Raw genomic sequence first — 22,338 nt, 5'->3', positions numbered from 1 at the left:
GAGTGATTCCCGCCTCCGTCCACTGCATGTCGGACAACAAAATCAGGTCAATGAAGGGAGCATAACACTCGTAGGCCTTGTACCCGTGCGCCGCGAAGGTGAGCGAGGCGGCGACGGCCAATAGGATCACCGCGATTCGGGTCCGGGCTGAGGAAACGCACGACGCAACGCCCATTCCGCCGCAAACAGCCAACGCCAACGGAGCGATGTATCGGACCGCATGTTCAAAAAGCGACAATTCCGCGAAGACCGCTGCTCGCATCATGTGAGCTGCAGCGATCAACAGCATCCAAATCGCGATCCAAACCGCTGCCGCCCGATCCATCCAACCTGCGACTCGAGTCCAAGAAGATTCCCCCGACGGCTTCCGTATCAACAAACCATTCAGACACAAAATCCCGCCGGCAAACAAAGTCGTCAAAGCACCCATGTTGTCGATCGACTGGGCGATTGATTCCGGCCAATCGCGATCGAAATACAGCCATCCATAAACATCGCTTTCAGTTTCCAACGAAGAAAACAGATAGCGGGCTCCCAAACCAAAACACTGCACAACGACAACGACACGCAAGCACACCGCCATCGCAAAAGAATGCGATGCTCGATCCGCCTCGGGCGCTTCCCCGATGGAGGTGTCGTCAGTTGAGGTGGGTGGGGGCGAGGTGGGAGTGTTCATGGGCGGAGCATGATACTCCGGGGAACGCGAACGTGTCGTGATGGCCATTGCCCTCGGATGCTTTCTCAGCTTTCAATTCATGTGATGCTGGTCATCACCAATTCGCCGCCGGCAAGAGTCTTGGCGAACTCAGAACCGCCGTTCTTTGATCGCTTCGTGCCCCAACGGCGATCGGCCGATCAGCAGCGCCGCCACCGCACCGGCGATGAACCCTCCCGCGTGAGCCCACCATGCGACTCCACCCGCTTCGCCACCGGCGAGCGACCCCAGACTGTTGACCAGCTGAATCACAAACCAAATTCCGAGGAAAACCGGGCCGGGCAAGACGAACGTCGGAAAGACAAACATCAATGGCAAAACGGCCAACACTCGAGCATGAGGGTAGAGAAAGGCATACGCTCCCATCACACCGGCAATCGCACCACTGGCGCCGAGTGTCGGCACGGGACTGGCCGGATCACTGAGCAAATGAGCCAGCCCAGCCAAAACGCCCGTCCCGATATAAAGCAGTGCGAACCCAAAGTGCCCCAATCGGTCTTCGACGTTGTCACCGAAAATATACAAGAACCACATGTTGCCCAGGAAATGCATCCATCCCCCGTGCAGAAACATGCACGTGATCAAGGTCGCCCAAGCGGGCACCGCGGGAGGACCGATCTCTTGGCGGATTTCTTGGATCTCGACACCGCGAGGAGTTTGCACCGCGACTCGATGCTGCATGACCGGGGTCGCATCCGGGTCGGTCAATCGCAGCGGCACCATTGCGAATCCGCTGACGATTCCTTCGCTTTGGTCCGACGAGGCTTTTTGTGCCAAAAACGCCAGTGCGCACAGGCCGATCACCAAATAGTTGACCACCGGCGTGGTTCGACTGGGAATGTCATCGCGGAGAGGAATCATAGAAAAGTCACCGCAAAGGTGGTCGTGAGTGATGTTGTCGAATTTGATTGACCAAACGAAACGCCGGAGCATGCGATCGGACGAGATTGACGAGCTTGCTGGTCGATGCCTTCCAGTGAGGTGCAATCAAACTTGGTTGACCGCCCGCACACCAGAGATCATTCAACACCAACGTCAACACACCGGGTTTCGCAACATTGTCTTCGTTCAGCTTCATCGGTGAACCGCGATAGTGATCACGCAAATCCAGTTCCGTTTCTGAGAACACAACATCGTCGTCGTTCAGTTTTGGAACCAACGGCGACTGAGAACGCAGCGTGACCGCCAGCAGATACCGCATTCGGGCCAGAGCCGTCGAGCGGTTTCGTCCCTGCTGTCGCTGCTCCGTCGCTTCCGCGGTGATCGCACCAATTTCAGCGACTCCTGAATCAAACGTCAGAAACGCTCCCGAGGCGGTTCGGTTTCGATGTTGTCCGCCCGGACCACTGCGAGACTGTGTGCGTAGTTGGCAGCGTTTCTCTAACTCTTCCACCGTCCAGAAACAGGGATGAATGCCATCCGCGATCGGAAGCGACATCCGTTCGCCAAGCAACGGCCACGATGGCGTGGAAGCGGGGGGTGGTGTGGAAGAATCAGACACAGCGAAGGCAACAAATCGGTTTGAACGGCGGGCTCAGATGCCCATCAACCGTTCGATTGTATGCTTTGCATCTTTCCACAATGGTTGAGGCGGCAATCGCAGCACCGCTTGGCAAGTGGCTCCGTCCCAGCGTAGCAACACGTCCAGGTCTCGATCAGTGGTCGACGGATCGCGGATCATTTGGTTGCCAGTGTCCTCGCTCACACTTTCGATGGGAAAGTCGCACACCGCCTCATAGGCACGCTCTTCCTGTGCTTTGGGTGCGGAAAGAGAATCGCTGGCCAGTTCCATCGGCGACACACTTCGAACGCTTGTTGACAGTCTGCTTCCCGGCATCGTCGGCGATGTCAATCGCACCGGTGAACCTTCCGCGATGCGTTCTCGATCCATCGCGTCAATCTTCAACACGACTTCCAGTCGAGCCTGCGACGCGACGCGACACCATTCGATACGGTCTTCCGTGGTTTGCCCAACGGTCGGACGAAGAGTGAACGGATCATCCATTCTCCAGTCACGTTTCTCTGCGGCCGCGGCGGTCGATTTCGAAGGGGGAAGAATTAAACCAGGTTTGGGACTTAACAAACGCAGCGCGTCGAGCCTCTTCTGAAGCTGCATTTGATTCGATGCCAACGAGGCCGATGCCGCCTCCAACGTTTGCCAGTCTCTCGTCGATGTTCCGGTTCGCAGCGAAGCCAATCGCGTGGAATGCACGCGTTCCTGAATCACGGATTGTTGCCCGCGTGTCTTTTCGAATTTCAACGCCAACGCGGGATCGTAAATCTCCGCCAACCGCTGACCGGCTTCCACCCGATCACCCACACGAACGTCGACCGCTTGGATCACACCGCCTCGAGGCAAATAGACTGACGCGGCGTCTCGAACACGAACGACACCTGTGATGTGTCGATATCGCGGGAAGGGAACCATCAGAATCGAAATCCCGACGATACAAAAACAGATTGCCAATCCGACCCGTCGTCCACCGGGAACTCCCGTCCATCCACCGCTTCCATGAACAATTCGAAAAAGCGACTGAACACCGGACATCGCATAGCGAACCGCTCCGAACGCAAGGATGACCATGGCGATTCGCCAAAGTCCCCATCCGGCGGCCCACTGCAAGACGAAGGTTGCAATCGCGATGCTGATTGAGATCCGGTACAGCTTGGACGCCAAGTGATAACCGGCCATCGCCCAGACCCGTTTGCCAAATCGAGTCCACCGAGCGAGCGGCGAGACGAGGATCAATCGCAATCCGCGTCGAGCTTCCTCTCGCAAATTTGCGGTGTCCAACAAGTCACTGAGAATGAAATAGCCGTCGTATCGCATCAGCGGATTCGCGTTGAACAAGACGGTGCTGATCCCACAAACCAAAACCACGTTCATCGCGGTCATGCGAACGTCATGAGACGGTGCCAACCACCAAACCCACAACGCCACCATCGCAATGATCCACTCGACCCAAATCCCCGCGGCCATCACCGCACCGCGTCTGGCGGCGTTGGGTTGTCGCCAAACATCCGTGACATCGACGTAGGGACACGGCATGAAGCACAACCACCAAATTCCAATCACACCACAGCGTGATCCGAATCGCCGGCAAAGAACCGCGTGGCCCAACTCATGAGCGGTCTTGGTCAACACGAACGTTGCCGCAATGGTGAGTGGCTGCAGCGATGTCAGGTAGCCATGCAGCGAAGGCACCGCTCCTGCCCACTGCTGCCATCGCACCATCCAAAACAACAGCGAAACCAACCCAGCGATGCTGAACAGAACAACCGCCAGCGGCGAAAACATCAGCCCGCTGATCGGAACCAAGCGTCGAGCCACCGGATCAATGGACGCCAGCGGAATGCGAAACGACAGAGGCGACTGAAGCCACCGCGAACGGACGTTGATTGTTTCGGTGCTGCCACGTTTCAGCCAGCCCGCCGCTTTGGCTTGTGCCCAAAACGTCGCTTCGGTTGGCGATGTTGGCCCGTGTCCTTGAGACGTAGATCCTACAAGTGATTGCCAAATGCGTTTGGTCGTGCGAGCGAAGCGGCCACCAATGTCATCGACGATGACCAATCCGCGACCATCGGGCAAAGGCAACGCGTGCAAGTCCTGACGCAGAGCCGATGATTCGCGGCCGGAATTCATGGTGGATTCCGAACCGCCCATCACCGCATTTTCCCGCGAAAGATTTGAGGCTGATCGAGGTTCATCCGCCACGCCATTTCATCGCGTGAACGATAGATTCTCATGGTGACTTGCGCCCCCGGCAACAATTGCCAATGCTGATCAACGCTGTGCCCTGAACCAGGAACGATGGCGGTTCGCGGAGGAATCGAACCATCATGCGTTTGCCGGCGGTTTTGAACTTCCGCGTGCAGGCGGAAACGGTTCCCGGGCAAGCGAGTCGGATCGACCGACGTGATTTTACCCGCCAACATTTTCGCGGTCCCATCGGCTTCGTTTCCCCAATGCACACTGACGTCCAATCCGACACAAGTTGCCGGCGAAAGTTCGTCTGCATCCACCAGAGCATGCAACGTCAGCTCACCTGCGGTGGCAACGGTAACCCAAGGTTGTCCCTTCGCGATCCATTCCCCCGTTTCGCGATGCACCGTCAAAACGACCCCTTCAATCGGACTGACACATTCGAGTTGTGCCAGTTCGTCATCGATCAATGCCAAATCAGCAGCGGCAAGTTGCGTGTCGATCTCGGCTTGGCGAATTTGTTTTTTTGTCCGAGCGACTTCCAAACGAGCACGTTCGACCGCCAATCGCATCCGTCTTAACTGATTGGACGACACCGCTCCGTTGAACTTTTGCTCGGTCGCGTTGCTGGCGTCGAGTTCCGCCTCGGCTTCGGCGAGCGACGTTTCCGCGAATTGCATTTCAAGGTTGTCACTGGTGATCAGCTTGGCCGAATCGTACTGCAGCGATGCGGCTCGACGCCGAATGATCAGCGACTGCGAATCCAGTTTGCCCAACACATCCTTTTGCCGAACAAACTGGTTTGGACGCACGCTGGTTTCAGCAACCGCACCGCTTTGTAGAGCCGGCACGTCGATCTGTTGCTTGAAGTCGACGACGACATCACGAACTTCAACAACATTGGTTTCAACCTGACGTTGTTCAGCTGGATCGACGGCATGAACCGATGCGACTCCCCAACCAGTGATCGCAAGCAAGCACACGATGGCTTTTAATGCGTGACATCTCTTTATTGCATGGCACATCAGAAATAGCCTCCCCATTGGACTTGGCACCAATGCACAACGTCCTGAACTAAGAACCAACCCACCGGAGTGTGTCCACAATGCAGCGTGACACGAGCGGGCATTTCGGCGAGCGGTTGATCACCGAGCGTGGGCGGTCGGTCCAAACTCAATCGCATCACCACCGATGGTGTTCCATCTGTTGGATCGGGCACGATGGGACCAAACCGCTCCGCTGTGGCAACCAGATCCATCTCACTGGACCAAGCCGTCCCGACGTCAGCGGTCAATGTTTCGGATTGCAATGCCTTGTCGACGGTCTGCAATCGAGTTTGCGGAACGCGAGCATCGACGACCCAGGCCGAGTCTTCCGCGATCACACTTAGGACATCATCTCCGCGACGTAGCGGACGGTTGGCCAAACGTTCCTGCAATCGCCACGCATCGACACGCCCATCACGCAGGGCTCTCAAGACCAGCCGGTCCTTCGATTCTCGAATGATTTCGAGTTGCCGGCGGATGGATTCGATTTCTTCTTCGACTTCACGTCCGTCATGAATCGATTCCGAATTGGATTGAGCGGACGGACGTGACATCAACGTTTGATTGACTTGTTCTTGCTGTCGCAGCAGCACGGCTTGCCGGCCGAGCAAACTGGTTTCCTGCTCTTGCAAGTCCGATGACGTAAGCGTCGCCAAGAGATCGCCTCGTCGCACCATTTGTCCATGATTCACATGCAACGAATCCACAACCGCGTCGCTGGCGGCGTGATACGTGTCCAGCTCGACTGGGCGAATCACTCCGGTGACCGGCACCAAGCTCGGCATCGGCAAACAAACCAAAATGGCGATGACAACCATCGCGGCAAACCAAGTGGCGGTCTTTCGGACGCGAGAACGATTTGCTCGCGAACGCCGAGTGCGATACGAGACGCTGGCACTCTGAACCGCATCGGTGGAGGCTGAATCAGGTTCGACGAGCAATCGCGAAAACCAACGACCGCCCGGAACCGATTCGATGCGGCGTGCGGCCGTCCACGCGGAGGCTCCTCCGACGAGCAATCGGTTCAACGTGCCCCAGTAAACTTCTTCGGACAAGTGCTCCGCTTCATCCGACGTGAATCCAACCAGTCGCCAATGCGAATCGGGATGCGCCGCAACGACCCAGGAGGGTTCGCTGGTGGAACGCGTCGGTACCGATTCGGTCGGAGCAGATTCGGTTTCATCAGAACCTGACGGCGAGGCTACTTCTTGGCAATCGGCGAACCACAAACCATGTTGCGGTTGCAGGCTGGACTCCGTTGCCGATCGGATCGCCTTGGCAGCTTCACTGTGTTGGTCGATGCGATCAACATGGCTGACCGCGACGATTCGTGGCTGCGTCGTGTCCACTCGGCACAATGCGACACGAGGCAGTCGCAACAACTCAGCCGCGGCGTCGACCCAAGCGGCCTGGATCATCGCTGTTGATGTCATACGATGCAAACGCTCCACCGCGGCATCGACACGATCGGTCGCATCAAGCAATTGACCGAGCTTTTTCAGCCGACGCATCCGCAGGAACTCGCCCGCGAGATCCGACATTTGAGCGAGGAAGCGAAGAGCGCCGCGTTGGCTCGCCGCGGTTCCGCCTTCGTCCAGGAAGACTTCGATCAACCCTTCCGGCAACGACGTCGACGGGTCGATACGAATCGGCACAATCGCCGCAGGGTAAGGCATTGGATTGGCGGGAACGTCGATCTGGTCCGCACCCGGTGTGGGCGGCACCACGACGGGAATCCCGTCGGTCGCAACTTCTGCCAGCAAGCATTGATGGACCAGTTCAGCCTCATCCACCAGCGCGGAATCAGTCACACGGCCGAGACGATGCTCGACGACATAATCCTTGGCGGTGGAGTCGCCTTGCAGAGGACGCGTCCAAATGACCACGCCATGACCTGCCATTGCACGTAGAACGCGGTCGGCAAGAAACCGAAAGTACTCGGCCCGTTTGCGAGGTTCGTGCGACGCCGCAGCGACCTCGCGAACAATCTGTGTGATTTCCTGTCGGGCTTGGTCGACCAGCGATTGTGCCGATGGATTGCCGGCCCCGGCGTTCATAGGACCGCGCGTGGAGGAGCCGTTTCCAGCAGATCCAGATGGAGCGGACCCACTGGGTGCAAAGACAAACGGCTCGCTGGACGCGGTCGACGTCATCAATTTCCCATGAGATGCGTGATTTCAATGGATGGATCAACGCCAACGGTTGCCACCAAACGATCCACTGCTTTCGCCTTGCGGAGTCGACACCGAATAGCGACCGCTGGACTTAACCGAAGGCGGCATCCAACGAGGCTTCGATGCGTCCTCGTTCATACGTTCTGGATTGACTCGTGCGATCGGTGTGGAATCGCCAGCAGGAATCGGCTCCACGTTCGAGCGATCTTCTTCGCGATTGAGTTGGCGGACATACCACGAGGACGATCCATTGTTTGCCGCCGGTGATGGACCGGTCGCTGCAACTTGTCCGGTCGCGTTCCAACCCGACGAAGAACGAGCCGAGTCGCGTTGCATCGTGCCGACTGCGGCAAGGGCGGTGGCAGGTGCAACTTGTGATGGAGCTGCCGAGTTCGCTGGCCCAGTGGCACTCGCCAAAGCGATGTCGCCGGTCGAACCAGGTTGGCTGCCGCGAGGAGTGCGTTTGGCAAATTGAGCGACGGGACCGCTGCCGGCTTCGACCCAAGCCAACCAATAATCTTGAAGTTCGGCCAACGAATCGTAGCCGTAGTGCTTTTGAACGTTGTTGGTCCACGATCCGCGTTGCATGTATTCGCCCAAGAAATCGATGAACGTTTCAGGGCCTTGTTGCTCGATCAAAAATCGGCACACCGAGTAACCTTGGGCGTACATCGGCAACACATCCGATGGGTACTCGGTCAACAAGAACAACTGATTCATCGCGATGCCGCGACGCGTTGAGAGGAACTCACGCAGCTTGGCTTCGTGTTTTGCTTTTTCTGAATCGTGTTCGACCGTGGTGCAGATGCCTTCGTCGGCCCAACGTGGCAACGGACGACCAAAGTGAGTCGCCAAAACCGTGTGGGTGACTTCGTGAGGCAACACGCTGTCGAGAATTCGCTCGGGAGTTCCCACGACTTCCATTTGAAAATCGCGAACGGGAGCGGGGTTGTATGTGGTCACACCTTGAGCGGGCAAGTTGCCAGCCACAACGCGAACGGGGCAGGGGGTTGGCCACGGAGGCAAAGGTTGGCCGGTCCAGTAGCTCGCCAGGTCGTCGCGGTACTTTTCCGCGGCATCACCAACGGCTTTTGCTAGCTGCTGGGAGGGGGCCTCGACGATGAAGTTGCGGGTCCGATAGTTGGCCGCGTCGGCTTGGTCGGCCAATCCCGCCAAGACCGCGAAACAGACCACAACGTTGCTCAGCCATCTCTGAACATCGAGACGTGCAGATACGAATTGGCGGATGTTTTTGGCTTCCATGCCGAAGGACTCCGTTCCGGTGGCTGTGCGTCAAAAGGGCGGACCTCGAATCATTCTCGGTCGCGTTCGGGCGAGTTTAGGGGAAGCGGTCAGTTCGCCGATAGGCAGAAATGGACGAGCCCAAAAAAATGGACTCGCGTCAGAATCCCCTCAATTGCTATGCAAACGATCTCCGCCGCGCTGATTTCGCGTGGGTGGATCTTCCCATCTTGGAAACGCGAATATGTCTGCTGCTAGTACCGGTACCAGCACCTCCGCCGCCGCGGGTTTCACATCCAGCGAACGGTCCGCCCAAATCAGTGAAAGTGCCAACGAGGGCTACAACTCGCTGGACGTCGACAGTTTTTTGAAGTTGTTGATCAATGAGTTGCAGAACCAGGACCCCTTGGATCCGGTCGACAACGCCCAAATGGTCCAGCAAATCGGCCAGATTCGCGAAATCGGGGCGACGGATCAATTGACCAATACTCTGAGCGATCTGTCCAACAGCCAACAACTGGTGACCGCCAGCGGGCTGATCGGACGCACCGTTTCTGGACTGGCGGACGATCAATCCAACACAACGGGAGTGGTCGACAAGATCACGGTTGAAACAAATGAAGACAACCAAGCACGTTCGGTCAAAGTTCACGTGGGTCAGAAGACGATGGAGATAGAGAATATCCGTCAAATTCAAACTGAGTAAAGTTTGCCGATTAGATCGGCCGATCTTCAGTTTTGAGTTTGCGTTGTAAGACCTACTGAAAACCGTGGAGACGTTCGCCGATGGGACTTCAATCAGCCCTGACGACTGCCCTGACCGGACTGAGTGCTGCTGAAACACAGATCGATGTGATCGGCAACAACTTGGCCAACGCGCAAACGGTCGGTTTCAAATCGTCCGACGCGGTCTTCGCCACTCAGTTTCTTCAAACGTTGTCACTCGGTGCTGGTCCTTCGGCCAACAACGGTGGTACCAACCCTCGACAAATTGGTTTGGGTGTTCAAGTCGCTGAAATCGCGGCCAACCACAACCAGGGCACGATCGAGATCAGTAGCAGCAGCAGCGACCTCGCGATCCAAGGCGATGGATTCTTCCAAGTGCAGGCCGCCGACGGCGAAAAGCTGTACACACGCAACGGTATCTTCAAACTCAACAGTGACGCGGAACTCGTCAACGCGACGGGACAGCGATTGCTCGGCTACGGCATTGACGAACAATTCCGTTTGCAAACCGATTCGCTCGTTCCATTGTCTGTTCCGCTGGGAACCAAAACCGTTGCCAAGGCGACCGAGAACGTTTCCTTCGAAGGCACATTGACTCCCGAAGGCGATGTCGCGACCGCCGGACAGGTCATCGAAAGCCTTCACTTGGGTGACAGCCAAGTCCCACGTCCTGACGCCAGTGGTGTCTCGATTGAATCGTCTCCAATCGCCGATCATACGTCGGTCACGGGAACCGTCGGCGCCGGGTCGCTGACCGCGGGAACGTATCAATACAAGTTTGCTTTGGTTGATGCGAGCGGCAACGAATCCGCACCGAGTGCCGCACGAGCGTTCACCGTTGGTGCCAACGGCAACGTCGATCTGGGCAACCTGCCGCAGGATCCTTTGGGTGGTGATTTTCCAACGGTCAACATTTACCGCACAGGCCCTAACGGAACCGAGTTTGAATATCTCGCTTCCGCAGCTGCCGGTGGCACGTTCAACGATGATGGCTCAACGGCTCTGTCTGGCACACCAATCAACGAAGACACGCTGACGGGCAACTACACCTACATGGTGACCTACTACAGTTCGGGCGACCCTGAAAGTCGTCCGAGTTCGTTCCTGGGTCCCAAGAGTGTTGTCGATGGTCGAATCACGCTCAGCGATTTCCCAACGCCTCCGACACCTCCGGCTGGTGGTGGCTTTCCCGCTTACGATTCGATTCGGATCTATCGCAACCTTGCCGGCGACCAAAACAACTTCTATCTCGTCGGCGAGGTTGCTCCCGGTGATACCTTCACCGACTCGGCAACGGACGAACAAATTTCGGACCTGAGTGATCCTGGCAACCAATTGCTGGACATGGATGGCCCCGCCGTCAACTCCAACACATTGCTGACCGATGTGCTGCGTCGCGATGGATTGACATACGAACAAGTCTTCAGCGAAGGCATACTCAGCTACACCGGTCGCAAGGGTGGCGCCAATCTTGGGACAAAGGAACTGGAGATCACCTCCACCAGCACAATGCAAGACTTGCTGGACTTCATCTCGGATGCTTCGGGAATTCAAACCCTACAAGTCGACTCGTCCAACCCAATTCCTCGATCTGAAAACAACATCACGGGCGAGTCCGGCGACTTGGTTGCGGGTGCTTATATCCAAGACGGCAAGATCCGATTGGTGTCCAACAACGGCGAAGCCAACGCGGTCGATATCGAACTCTCGGCGTTCCGCTTGACGGACGAACTGGGTCAGATTTCAACTCCCAACTTGGCCTTTGGAACGCTGCAAGAAGCGATCGGGCAAAGTGCATCAAGTGACTTCGTCGTTTACGATTCGCTTGGTGTACCAATCAACGTTCGTGTTTCAGCGACGCTGGAAAGCCGCACCGACCAAGCCACAATCTATCGCTGGTATGCGGACAGCCCTGACAACTCAGTCTCAGGCAGCACCGACATCACAGTGGGAACAGGTTTGATTCAGTTCGACGGCAACGGCAACTTCGTGACCGCGACCGAAGAAACGATTTCGATCAACCGTCAGGGTCTGCCCAGCGTATCGCCGATGCAGTTCGAGATGGACTTCTCGCTCGTTTCGGGTCTGGCGACTGATGAAGCAACCTTGGCAGCAACCCAGCAGGACGGTAGTGAACCCGGGGTGTTGAACAGCTTCATCGTCGGTGAAGACGGCACAATTCGCGGTGTCTTCAGCAACGGTATTTCGCGTGACTTGGGTCAATTGCAATTGGCTCGTTTCGCCAACCCTGCCGGTTTGGAAGCTCGAGGTTTGAACCTGTACGCCGAAGGCGTCAACACGGGTCTGCCCGTCACCGGTCAACCTGGTGAAAACGGCATCGGCACGGTGATCGGTGGTGCCCTGGAATTGTCCAACACGGACATCGGCAAGGACTTGGTTGAGCTCGTTCTGGCCAGTACACAGTACCGAGGAAACAGCCGAGTGATCACGACCACCCAGCAGCTCATCGACGAACTGCTCAACCTGCGACGATAGTGATCGAGAGCCAACGACCATCGTGACTCAGAGCCGATCCTCTCGTTTGATTTGGCTGGCGCTGCCGGGATGTTTCTCGGTCGCACTGGTTGGGTTGCTGGTTCCCATGCCCGTTTCGGGTCGCATGGCTGGGTCGATCGGCAACATGGCCCACGCCCCACTTTTCGCGGGGCTGACCATGTTGACGCTGGTCCTGCTGCAAACCATGCGACCGCAACGGTTTGGTTCATCAACGTGGATCAAGAGATTACTCCTGGTCGCCGTCACATTGTTTGTCGCGGGAATCTTGGTCGAGATGCTGCAAGGCATGATAGGCCGGTCTGCTTCGGTTCACGACGCCATCGCCAATGGGCTTGGCATCTTGGCGGCGTCGGCTTGGTTCGTGGCCGGTGGATTGTCATCCTCTGTTGGAAGACGATCGCTGCAATTGTTGGGGGCCATCTTCATCGGGCTGACATGGTGGGGCCCGATCGAGATCATTCGCGACTGCTTGAAAGTCGAATCCGACTTCCCTCGTATTGCCTCATTCGAAACGCCGATTGAGATCACTCGTTGGCATTTCAATCGCGGACGTCGAGGACGCACCACGTCGAACGTGACCGATGGTGAGTTCGCATTGAGGTGGTCGCCGAAAGACGCACCACATCCCGCGATGACATTGTTGGAGGTTGCCTCGGATTGGTCCGATGTCGAAACGTTGGAACTGGATATTGTCCTGATCGCGAAAAAGGGTGCGGCTGATGGCAGTCAAGCAGTAGGATCCGACACGGTTGCATCGGACGCAAGCTCAGAGGATTCGGTGAAGACCGAGCCAACGACCTCGGCCCCGGCAATTTCAAATCCAGTGCCCCCACTTGCGACGACACCCGATCGAACTTGGGAAGTGATCGTCAAAGTCATCGATGAAGACCACAATGACTACCACCACGACGTCGCGAAACACTATGTGACGCTCCGATCGGGCGAACCTCAACACGTGATCTTCCCTCGTCAATCCATGATCGACGGACCGAAAGATCGCAAACTGGACATGACGCGTATCAAGATGGTGAGTCTGTTGATCTCCGAGCCCGGGCCTGGGATCGAACTCAACGTGGATCACCTGCACGCGACCTTGAAGCCGTCCGGTGACCCACCAACACCATAAAACCATATCGGATCGGAACCCTTCTTCAGCCGACCACCCGTCCTTGTGCCCGTCCTTGTGAATGGGTGGTGGCCGAATGGATGGCTCGTTCCAATCTTTTGGAATTGAACTACGATACGCTATCCCCGCATTTTCCTTCTGAACCCACCGCAAGCTCATGATCCGCACCGATGACCTTCGTATCGGCGCCATCAAAAATCTGATGTCCCCCAGTGAATTGCTGTCCGAAATTCCTGCCAGCGATGCGATTTCGCAAACGGTCGCGGACGGTCGGACGGCGATCCAAAACGTGCTTCAGCAGAAGGACGACCGTTTGCTCGTCGTTGTCGGACCGTGCTCCATTCACGATCCGGATTCCGCTCGGCAGTACGCCGAGAAGCTGGCGGTCGAGCAAAAAAAGCACGCCGGTGAGCTGCTGATCGTCATGCGGGTTTACTTCGAAAAACCCCGAACAACGGTCGGTTGGAAGGGTCTGATCAACGACCCCAAACTCGACGACAGCTTCGAAATCAATCACGGATTGCGAACCGCTCGGCGTTTGCTCAGCGACATCAACGCGATGGGCCTGCCGACCGGGACCGAGTTCTTGGATTTGATCAGCCCGCAGTATGTGGCTGATTTGGTGGGCTGGGGTGCCATCGGAGCACGCACGACCGAGAGCCAAGGGCACCGCGAATTGGCGTCGGGGCTGTCTTGTCCGGTCGGATTCAAAAATGGGACCAGCGGCAACGTTCAGATCGCTGTCGATGCGATTTGCTCCGCTCGGCGTCCACACCACTTCCTATCCGTCACGAAAGAAGGCACCTCGGCAATCTTCGCGACGACCGGAAACCCGGACTGCCACATCATTTTGCGTGGCGGAAAACACACCAATTACGATGCCGCCAGTATCGACATGGCATCGGGCTTGCTCGAAAAAGCAGATCTGCCAGCTCGAATCATGATCGATTGCAGCCACGCCAACAGTCGCAAAATTTTCAAGCGTCAATCGTACGTTTGTCGCGACATTTGTGCTCAGGTGTCCGATGGCGACCAACGCATCATGGGCGTCATGATCGAGAGCAATCTGCTCGAAGGCAACCAAAAGCTCAGCGCGTCGCCGTTGGTCGAAGGCCTCAGCGTCACCGACGCGTGCATCGGTTGGGAAACCACCGAGCAACTCTTCAGCGACCTGAGTCAATCCGTCGCCGCACGTCGCAAAGTCGGCTGATCAACGCCAAACCGGCTCCACTCGAATGATGGTTCCGACCTGTTGAATTGATTCACTCAGGTTGGGCCGCGATGTTCCACGGCGTCACGGTCACTTCGGTGCCCGTGGTCTGACCGGCACCGATCGTCAGACGCAATCCCGCGGCATTCGCACGCTCGCGCATCAGCGTGATCCCATGAGATGATTTCGACACGGATTGCCCATCCAGCCCAACACCGTTGTCTTGGATGGAAACGGTCCAACCGGTCTCGTTTGCCTGCCAGCTTATGACCAGCTCGGTCGCATCCGCGTGTCGCACCACGTTGCGAACCGCTTCACAAACAATCCGGTAGACCGCGATTGAATGTGTCTCCTGCCAGTTCAGTTGTGCACTGGCATCCAGATGCATCCATTGCACCGACAACGATTTGGCGTCGTTGGACGTCAGCACCACCGATTCGAGAAACTCTTTCGCGGCGACCAACGGGCCTGACGAAAAATTACTCGGTAATGCGGCACCGCTCATGATCCGACGAGCGATCTCGCGGGCTTGGTCGATCCATTGAGCCGGCTGATCAAGCTTTGATTTCAGCTCGGGATGTTGCCGTTGAAGCGATGCGAGCGATCCCGCCGCGGCAAAGAGATACGGCAACAAATCATCGTGCAATTCGCCAACAATCGTTTGGCGTTCAGCCTCGAACGCACGCATACGCTGGGAATCATCGGTCTCTGCCGCCCCGGGTTGGTCCGGAGCCTGATCGAACGCGGATTCGCCGTCGGGCGTCATTTCTTCCCGCCGAACCAGCCCTTTTTGTCAAAGCTCGCCACGGCAACTTCTTGATCGCCTTGGATGTCGATCAATTTGCCCAGGTTCACAATGCGGAAGACTTCCATCACCAACGGCGACACGTTGCAAAACTTCAGCGCGACGCCTTGGGCTTTGCAGCTTTTGTTCAGCAAAATCAATTTGTTGATCATCGCCGACGACATGAATGCCAGCCCGGAGAAATCGATCAGCATTTTTTTGTTGGATCGCCTGTGGCACGATTTCTTGCATTTCGCGGCCCACAACCTCAATCCGTTGGGCGTCGCGAAGGGCATTGTCGGTGAATCCAACGATCAATACTTCACCCTGCATTTGCTCGGTGATGGCTGACATGTGAGTTTGCTCAGAACGACAGGAGGAAATACAGGAAGCGTTTGGGCAACGGTTGCCACCCACTTGGTGTCTGGGGCATCGCCAACACCCGCGATGGGAGTTCCGACTCGATACGAATCGTTGAGCAGGGTTGGTCGACGGGTGCAAGTTTAGCGGGCTGGGGGGATCGAGACAATTCGGGCTTCACTTGGGACCCCGTGTTTCACTATGACCGAACTGGGCAGGATCGCATCCATCGCTCGCACATTTTCTGCCCACTTTTTTCACCCGCAATCCAGGTGTCCTCGTGACTGCCGCTTCTCCTCGCTATGACGATGACGCTCGACGCGCCGCTTCGTTGCGACGTGTGGCAATCGTTCTGAAAAATTTGCCACGACCGGTCGCCGCGAAATTATTGGGCGAATTACCGGTCGAATCGCAGCAACGCCTGCAATACGAAGTCGCCTCGCTCGACGAAATCGACCCTCTCGAACACAAACGAGCCCTGGAATCCTTCGCTGGCTCGATGCGACAAAGCCGACCGTCGGCCACCAATCGTGGAAACGCCGGCAATCCGGTCGACGAGATCGTGTTCAGCCGAACCGCGACAGATCAAACCAATCGAACGCCGTCGCGATCCGCGGCCGAAAGCCCGTCGCACGCATCGCCCTCGGATTCGACGAACCAATCATTCGAATTCATGGACGCGCTGTCCAACGACGACGTCCGAGGCCTGCTGCAGAACGAGCACCCTCAAACGATTGCGGTCGTGATGGCATCGATCGATCCGCGAAAAGCCGCGGCAATTCTGCCTCAATTTCCACCACGACAACGACAGGACATCCTCAGCCGAATCGGTCGCCTACAAGAGTTCCCGGACTCGATGATCGAAGATTTGGCGAGCACGTTTCGAACCAAAGCCGAAGCCCTGATCGCTCGTTCGCAAACCAATCCACTGCAAGACTTGATCGACGCGTATGCACCGACCGAAGGTTGGGATCCGGCACAAGCGGCTCGCCATGTACCAACCGAAGCCGCGGCTGTGTCGCCTCGATTGAAAGCCATCCTTTCCGAGATGACGCCCACGCACGAAGCGTCTTCGCCTAACGCTGGCCCCCATTCCCAAACCGGCAATCATTCGCTTCCGCCAACACCGGCGAACCCGAATGCTCGTCCGGAGAACTCGCCGGTTGTTGCTGGCCCGGCACCGACGCTTCGAGTCCATTCACCGGATGAAGCTTCGCAGGTCACAGATCAAGATCAGCCGAACACCACAGCAGCCTCTCCCGCATCAGGCCTCGCCACCGACGAGATACACCAGCGGCTCATCAAGATGAAACCGCGATTGCTGTGTGAAGCACTCGGACGCGTGCCGACTCGCACTGCGATGTTGTGTTTATGTGGACTGCCTAACAAAACGGCGGACTCCGCCATCAGCGTTCTGCCACGACAACAAGCCAACCAGGTTCGCAATCAACTGGCCAACGTTGGTTCCATGGAACTGCGAGAAATTGACGAAGCCAAAGAGGCGGTCTTGGTCGCTTCGACCGAACAGTCCAGCACAATGATGGCGGCATAGCATGGCTTGGATTCTGAAACACAACGCTGATTCAAAGAAGGACGCCTCCGCTGCCCGCCCTGACTTGTCGAATCTGGCCGCAACCGATTCACAACCTGTCACACGGGCCGGTGTCTCCACGCGAGTCCCCGCGGATCAAGTCGACCGAGTCCAAGTGACCAGCGCGGACTTGGTCGGCAAACAACCCGGGGGCATGTCCGGTTTGGCAGGATTCAACCTCAGCGATCTTGCTGAAAAAGGCCGTGAGGAACTTCGTCTCGCACGCGAACAAGCGGCTCAGCTTTTGGCCGACGCCGAAAAACAAGCGGCCGAAATGAAGCAGGCCGCCGAGGCTCGCGGGTACGAAGACGGCGTCAAAAAAGCGTCCGAAGACATCGAAAAAAAGATCACGCAATTGGCAGAAGCCAAGACCAAATCGCAACTGCAGGCACTTCAACTGGCCAGCACCAAGATGCACGCCCAGTATGACCAGTGGATGCAGCAGTACGCCGAAGTGCTGACCGAAACCGCAATCGCGGCGACCGAACGAATGGTACGAGCCAACTTGAACGAGCTGCCCGTTCCAGCGTCCCTCGCCGAAGCCGGTTACAACGAAAGCCCTCATCAACAGCATCTCTTGGTTCGTTGGGCCAGCGAAGCGTTGCACAGCACTCGCTCAGCTGGAAGATTGGTTTTGGCCGTTCATCCAGACATGTTGGCAGAACTCGGACAACGGTTTGACGAGCTACTTGCCAGCCCCGATCTGCCGGAAGAATCCTGCGTGATCCCGGATGAAACACTTCCCGTTGGCGAGGTCGTTGTCCGACAAGAAGGTGGTGAGATCCGAGCCGGACTGCAATCTCAACTGGAACGGTTGCGTGAGGAGATTCTATGAACCTCCCAGCGGTTCCTCAGTTGCATCCGCCGCGTTTGCCCAATCCGGAAACGATTCGGCAATCACTCGGCTCATTGGTCCTTTCTCAAATTCGTGGTCGTGTCGCTTCGGTGACCGGCGACGCGGTGACGGTGCAAGGCATGACCGCTCCGCTGGGCGCCATTTGCGAATTGATGCCGCCAGACGCCAAGCCAACTCTCGCGCGAGTCATCGGCTTTGATGACACGCGACCGATTCTCGCACCGATGGAAGCCATCTCAGCATTGGCCGCCGGCGACCGAGTTCGTCTGGTTTCGCGATCGCTGACACTTCGGGTCGGTGACTCACTTTGCGGACGAGTCATTGACGCCTTTGGTCGCCCCATCGATGGCAAACCACTCAGTGATGACCTGATTCGCGTCAGCGCCTCGCGTGCGGCGCCGGATTCATTGGACCGACCACCGATTGATGAACCGCTTCAAACGGGTGTTCGAGCCATCGATGCGATGCTGACGTGCGGCGTCGGTCAACGGCTCGGTATCTTTGCCGGATCCGGCGTCGGCAAGAGCACGCTGCTTGGCATGCTGACTCGCGGAACAACCGCGGATCGAATCGTGATCGCAATGGTGGGTGAACGAGGCCGCGAAGTTCAAGAGTTCATGCAACGGGCCCTCGGTGCCGCGGGTCTGAAACGCAGCGTTGTCGTGGTCGCAACCAGTGACAAGCCCGCCGCTCAACGACTTTCTGCCGCTTGGACCGCAACGGCGATCGCCGAACAATTTCGCGACGAAGGGCACCGAGTTCTTCTGCTGGTCGACAGCGTCACGCGTTTCGCAATGGCCCAACGCGAATTGGGGTTGGCCGCCGGCGAACCGCCAACCACACGCGGCTATCCGCCCAGCGTCTTCAACATGTTGCCGCAGCTGGTCGAACGTGCCGGCCGAACCACAAAGGGTTCGATCACCGCGTTTTACACCGTGCTGGTGGAAGGCGACGACAACAACGAACCAATCTCAGACACCGTCCGAGGACTTCTGGACGGTCACATTGTCTTGAACCGAAAGCTCGCCCACCGCGGTCACTACCCACCGATTGATATTCCCGAGAGCATCAGCCGCGTTGCGAATCACTTGGTGACTCCGGAGACCTATCAGGCCACCTTGGGAATTCGCGAGCACATGGTTCAGTACCAAAGCAGCGAGGACCTGATCTCCATCGGTGCCTACCGCAGCGGCAGCGATCCTCGAGTCGACACCGCCATCGCGATGCGAGATCCGATCAACGACTTGTTGAGACAAGATGCCAACGAAATCACGCCCATCGCTGATTCGCAAGCTCGCGTTCAAAAGCTACATCAAGCCGCCTCGGCCGCACTGGCACAACTGAATCAACCGCAGGCACCTGCGCCCAAACCTGCCTGATGATCACTTCGCACTCCAATCACTGCACTCGCTAGCTCCCCATGCCTCCCTTCCGCTTCCGATTTGATTCTCTGATGGACTTGCGTGGCCGCGAGCGAGATGAAGCGGGCGCCGAGGTCGGGAAGGCTCTCGAGGCGATCCAGCGGATCAACGAGCAGATCCAAGAGATCGACACACAACGCGAATCGATTCGCACGGCGCAAGCCCAGACATTGCAACAAGCCAGCGTCTCGGTCGACCAGATGCTGCACCAGGGTCGCTACGACGTTCAGTTGCACGCCGACCAAATCTCGCTGCAACAAACGCTTGGACAGCTGAACCAAGAACTCGAAAGACGACGCGAAAAATTGGTTAGCGCGGAAGCGGAAGTGAAACGACTCGAGCGATTGCGTGAAACACAGTTGGCCGAACATCGCTCGATGGAAGCCAAACAAGAACAAGCCGAAGCCGATGACCTGACGTCCGCACGCGTCCTGATGCGACGTCGTGCCATGGCTGCTCAATCCAAGGAGACTCGACGATGAGATTCTTGATGCGATCCGTCGCGATGATTAGTACCGCGACCTGTTTGACAATGGTCATTTTACTGGGTTACTTCGCCTCGCGAGGAACACTCAACATGGCGACGTTGACCAAAGTCATTGCACTTTTCAACGGGATCGATATCACCGGCAATCAACTGCGCCAAATCATGCAGGAAAGCGAAGACCGCGAACAACCGGACTTCGACGAAATCCTCGATGCTCGGCGGCGTGACGGTTTGGACAGTGACATCCGCATGCGAAGCCTGAAAGAAGCTAAAAACGACATCGCTCTTCAAATGGCCGAATTGAAATTGCAACGCGAACGGTTTGACGAACGCCGAACGTCGTTTGATCGCAGTTTGGAAGAAATTCGCAAAGGAGCTCAAGACGAAGGACTGCAGGAAGTGCAACGCACACTCCAGGCACTTGAGGCAGAACAGGCAAAAGAGCAGCTTTTGCGCATGTACGATGACGACGAAATCGATGACGTTGTCAGTATCATTCAAGCCATGCCCATCGATAAACGAAAAGATATCTTGGCAGAGTTTGCAACGCCGGAAGAAATGGACAAGCTCTACGAGATCCTACGCCGCATTGGCGAGGGCATGCCGACGACCGGACTCATCGACGATGCTCGTGGTGGGTGATTGAGGTCAAGGTATTCCCACCAGGATCCCGATGATCACGGTGGGGGGACCGCGATGACAACGACGAAACCAGTCCAATCAAGGACCGAGACCACGGTCTCAACGTCTACAACCAACAAACGCGCCGAAAATGCGTTCGCCGCGTTGGGCAATTCCGCGTCCGCTCGTGCGGCAGGTTTGATCGAACCAACCTCGGGATTGGGCGATCCGTTCGCCGAAATTTTCGCGAGGATCGCGACATCGGAAACCGTCAGTCCATCGGAACCACCTCCTGCGCCGCAAGAATCGCTTGCGACCGAAACCGAAGATCGCGATGACTCAAACGAAGACGACGTCGAAGCGAGCGATGACACAGCGCCCGCCGCTGCCGTGACGACGACCAACCATTTGGCCGAAGAAACATCGGAAACTGAATCCGCCGAAAAGGCCGTCGCCACATCGAACGAAGAAGACGAGTCGTCGGAACGTCCCGACGATGTTGCCTGGGCTCAGAAGACGGACTCATCGGACGAAGGTGAGGCGATCGGCACCGAACAGGCGACTGACGAGGTAGAGCCCCTCGTCGATCCCAACGCGGAAAAGGATTTGGAAGAATCCTCCACCGAAGGCGTCCTGTCCGAAGAAGTGGCGGTCTCGGTAAACAGCGATCCAAAGCGGCGTTCCAGCGAACAGACGTCGGACGCTTCCGCAGAGGCGACGACCCTGAAGACCGATCAGGTGGATGCGTCGGAGGAAACGACTGGCAAAGATCACGGAACCAGCGAGACCAACGAGTCTTCTCTGAGTGACGAACAATCAAACGACCGAGCGTCGCACGACTCGCGACGAACCGAACGTCGTCGCTATTCCCGCGAAGATGGTGGCAACACTCAAGGCACGGCCACGGCGTCCGCCGGCGCCAGCTCGGCCGAAGGCGGGATCGAAATCGATTCGTCGCTGACAGCATCGGGTGCAGACTCCGAAGTCAGCGAAACACAACTAAACCAATTGGCCGAGCAAGCTGCGGCAAAAACATCGACGCCCGCCGCGACGGTGGCACCGGTGACCGCGATGACGGCTGCCGCCACAAACGCAGCCAAACCAGCAGCCGGTGGAACAAACGCGATCAGTTCGTCGAACTCCGCGGCATCATCGACGTCCGGCAACAACGACCCCACCAACCCGATCAACAACGCCTCGCCATCGGCTGAAAAGGCCGAGAGCAAAGCCAAAGCGGGTTTGCAAGCATCCGGTGTCGATCAAACCTCGGCCGTTGCACGAGCCAAATTGGTGCAGCGTGTCAGCCGTGGCTTTCAAACGCTCGGTCCCAACGGCGGGCACATTCGCATGCGTCTCTCGCCCGTCGAACTGGGTTCGGTTCAATTGGAAGTCCACATCCAAGAAAACAATCTTCGCGGACGAATGGTGACCGAATCGGAAGCGGCCAGCCAATTGTTGCGAGAACATCTGCCTCAGTTGCGATCGCAACTGGAGTCGCAAGGCATGCGGTTGGAGTCGATTGAAATCACAACCGATCCCAACGGTGCATCGGAGTTTGATCAAACTCAAAACGCTCTTGGCGATCGCGACCACTCGGACCGGGATGCGAGATCCGACCAGGAACGATATCGCAACCGTGGTAACACCAGCGGCACTCGACCGATCGACGCAAAACCGGCGGCCCAGCCATCTCAGCAGCAACCGCTGCGTCCTGGATGACACCGGCAACCGGAGTCGACCTGCAGGTCTGAACAGCGGG

General features: G+C 57.2%; 20 protein-coding genes. 11 read left to right on the top strand and 9 right to left on the bottom strand.

The features are described 5' to 3' along the window. The 7 genes from RE6C_RS24420 to RE6C_RS24390 all read right to left on the bottom strand — a co-directional run. A partial coding sequence (locus RE6C_RS24420) for a hypothetical protein (protein ID WP_039963310.1) occupies positions 1-676 on the bottom strand: 676 nt, incomplete at its 3' end. A 129-nt stretch (positions 677-805) separates the two neighbouring features. Next, positions 806-1,576 carry a rhomboid family intramembrane serine protease gene (locus tag RE6C_RS24415; RefSeq protein ID WP_008660923.1) on the bottom strand — a complete coding sequence of 257 codons (771 nt, stop codon included), beginning with the start codon at positions 1,574-1,576 and terminating at the stop codon, positions 806-808. Positions 1,577-1,583: 7 nt separating this feature from the next. Continuing rightward, positions 1,584-2,153 (bottom strand): peptide chain release factor-like protein, encoded by a 570-nt coding sequence (locus RE6C_RS24410; protein WP_039963308.1) that lies wholly within the window; start codon positions 2,151-2,153, stop codon positions 1,584-1,586. 96 nt (positions 2,154-2,249) lie between these two features. Then, complete coding sequence (locus RE6C_RS24405; RefSeq protein ID WP_236618488.1) at positions 2,250-4,358, bottom strand: efflux RND transporter periplasmic adaptor subunit; 2,109 nt, start codon at positions 4,356-4,358, stop codon at positions 2,250-2,252. Positions 4,359-4,378: 20 nt separating this feature from the next. Then, positions 4,379-5,443: an HlyD family secretion protein gene (locus RE6C_RS24400; protein WP_390175929.1), complete on the bottom strand. Its 1,065-nt coding sequence runs from the start codon at positions 5,441-5,443 to the stop codon at positions 4,379-4,381. Further along, complete coding sequence (locus RE6C_RS24395) at positions 5,443-7,521, bottom strand: efflux RND transporter periplasmic adaptor subunit (protein ID WP_008660914.1); 2,079 nt, start codon at positions 7,519-7,521, stop codon at positions 5,443-5,445. The genes RE6C_RS24400 and RE6C_RS24395 overlap by 1 nt, the downstream gene beginning before the upstream one ends. A 132-nt stretch (positions 7,522-7,653) precedes the next feature. Beyond that, positions 7,654-8,901 carry a peptidase MA family metallohydrolase gene (locus RE6C_RS24390; protein WP_008660912.1) on the bottom strand — a complete coding sequence of 416 codons (1,248 nt, stop codon included), beginning with the start codon at positions 8,899-8,901 and terminating at the stop codon, positions 7,654-7,656. Positions 8,902-9,124: 223 nt separating this feature from the next. On the opposite strand from RE6C_RS24390, the gene RE6C_RS24385 reads away from it, so the two are divergent. The 4 genes from RE6C_RS24385 (at position 9,125) to RE6C_RS24370 (ending at position 14,459) form a co-directional block, all read left to right on the top strand. Then, positions 9,125-9,586 carry a flagellar hook assembly protein FlgD gene (locus RE6C_RS24385; protein ID WP_008660911.1) on the top strand — a complete coding sequence of 154 codons (462 nt, stop codon included), beginning with the start codon at positions 9,125-9,127 and terminating at the stop codon, positions 9,584-9,586. A gap of 80 nt (positions 9,587-9,666) precedes the next feature. After that, a complete protein-coding gene (locus tag RE6C_RS24380) occupies positions 9,667-12,102 on the top strand; it encodes a flagellar hook-basal body complex protein (RefSeq protein ID WP_008660909.1) in 2,436 nt (811 codons plus the stop codon). A gap of 145 nt (positions 12,103-12,247) precedes the next feature. Next, positions 12,248-13,249 (top strand): VanZ family protein, encoded by a 1,002-nt coding sequence (locus RE6C_RS24375; protein ID WP_008660908.1) that lies wholly within the window; start codon positions 12,248-12,250, stop codon positions 13,247-13,249. A 157-nt stretch (positions 13,250-13,406) separates the two neighbouring features. Next, positions 13,407-14,459: a 3-deoxy-7-phosphoheptulonate synthase gene (locus tag RE6C_RS24370; protein WP_008660907.1), complete on the top strand. Its 1,053-nt coding sequence runs from the start codon at positions 13,407-13,409 to the stop codon at positions 14,457-14,459. Positions 14,460-14,511: 52 nt separating this feature from the next. Here RE6C_RS24370 and RE6C_RS24365 read toward each other — a convergent pair whose 3' ends face one another. Next, complete coding sequence (locus RE6C_RS24365; protein ID WP_008660904.1) at positions 14,512-15,225, bottom strand: sensor histidine kinase; 714 nt, start codon at positions 15,223-15,225, stop codon at positions 14,512-14,514. Next, positions 15,222-15,416, bottom strand: coding sequence for an STAS domain-containing protein (locus RE6C_RS33085; RefSeq protein WP_390175930.1), 195 nt, complete (start codon positions 15,414-15,416; stop codon positions 15,222-15,224). Before RE6C_RS33085 ends, RE6C_RS24365 begins: the two co-directional genes overlap by 4 nt. Positions 15,417-15,462: 46 nt before the next feature. Here RE6C_RS33085 and RE6C_RS33310 point away from each other — a divergent pair, with 46 nt between their 5' ends. The 7 genes from RE6C_RS33310 (at position 15,463) to RE6C_RS24330 (ending at position 22,298) form a co-directional block, all read left to right on the top strand. Next, positions 15,463-15,594, top strand: a complete 132-nt coding sequence (locus RE6C_RS33310) for a hypothetical protein (RefSeq protein WP_261340131.1) — start codon at positions 15,463-15,465, stop codon at positions 15,592-15,594. Positions 15,595-15,883: 289 nt separating this feature from the next. Beyond that, entirely contained in the window at positions 15,884-17,155 is a 1,272-nt protein-coding gene (locus RE6C_RS24355) for a FliG C-terminal domain-containing protein (RefSeq protein ID WP_008660898.1), read from the top strand. A 1-nt stretch (position 17,156) separates the two neighbouring features. Continuing rightward, complete coding sequence (locus tag RE6C_RS24350; protein ID WP_008660895.1) at positions 17,157-18,029, top strand: FliH/SctL family protein; 873 nt, start codon at positions 17,157-17,159, stop codon at positions 18,027-18,029. Continuing rightward, complete coding sequence (locus RE6C_RS24345; protein WP_008660892.1) at positions 18,026-19,429, top strand: FliI/YscN family ATPase; 1,404 nt, start codon at positions 18,026-18,028, stop codon at positions 19,427-19,429. Before RE6C_RS24350 ends, RE6C_RS24345 begins: the two co-directional genes overlap by 4 nt. Positions 19,430-19,470: 41 nt before the next feature. Beyond that, complete coding sequence (fliJ, locus tag RE6C_RS24340) at positions 19,471-19,953, top strand: flagellar export protein FliJ (protein WP_081605745.1); 483 nt, start codon at positions 19,471-19,473, stop codon at positions 19,951-19,953. Continuing rightward, entirely contained in the window at positions 19,950-20,600 is a 651-nt protein-coding gene (locus RE6C_RS24335; RefSeq protein WP_008660889.1) for a hypothetical protein, read from the top strand. The genes fliJ and RE6C_RS24335 overlap by 4 nt, the downstream gene beginning before the upstream one ends. Before the next feature lie 54 nt (positions 20,601-20,654). Next, positions 20,655-22,298, top strand: a complete 1,644-nt coding sequence (locus RE6C_RS24330; protein WP_008660886.1) for a flagellar hook-length control protein FliK — start codon at positions 20,655-20,657, stop codon at positions 22,296-22,298. Positions 22,299-22,338 lie beyond the last annotated feature (40 nt).

It is taken from the genome of Rhodopirellula europaea 6C, from assembly GCF_000338295.1.
Lineage (GTDB): Bacteria > Planctomycetota > Planctomycetia > Pirellulales > Pirellulaceae > Rhodopirellula > Rhodopirellula europaea.
The sequence above is the reverse complement of the archived record's forward strand: the minus strand, read 5'-3'. Positions and strand labels throughout refer to the sequence as shown.